At 42.1% G+C, this 468-nt stretch carries 1 protein-coding gene; it reads left to right on the top strand.

Features of this window, described 5'->3' with window-relative positions; all coding sequences use genetic code 11:
- The coding region (locus Trichorick_RS09250) for a TraU family protein (protein ID WP_323739360.1) at positions 1-429 on the top strand (429 nt) is incomplete at its 5' end.
- Between the last annotated feature and the right edge of the window lie 39 nt (positions 430-468).

Below are 468 nucleotides of genomic sequence, written 5' to 3' on the forward strand. Positions count from 1 at the left end.
GCGTGCGTAATAGATTGTGCCGCATCTACCGTACATCTACCGAGAGACGAGATGTTTTGGTGTGGAGGCTGTTGGGGTAATATTTACCCGTTCTCGGGAGCTAATGCCGATAACGTCGGCGGTATTCAATCAAGTAGTTTATATGCTACCAGAATCATTGCTAAAATGCACCGCCTCGGACTTGCCCAAGAGACATCGACTTCAGACGGTAGTATGAACGGAAGATTATGTCGTAAATCAAGGGCAATGAAAATCAAAAAAAGTCAGTACAAGTTACAGCTAGTCAATCCTAAATCGACGTCAAGCGGTATAGGATGTTTTCCGCTCGGCTTAAGCGACATGATTTACTCGAGTTTCAAGGAATACCCTTACGATGGGCAAGACTGGGGTTATTTAATTTTTAGAAAGAGAAATTGCTGTGCCTTTTAGTTTAAAGATTATCGTTTTACTAATTTTAAGCCTTGCTTC

The sequence above is a fragment of the Candidatus Trichorickettsia mobilis genome (genome assembly GCF_034366785.1).
GTDB classification, from domain to species: domain Bacteria; phylum Pseudomonadota; class Alphaproteobacteria; order Rickettsiales; family Rickettsiaceae; genus Trichorickettsia; species Trichorickettsia mobilis_A.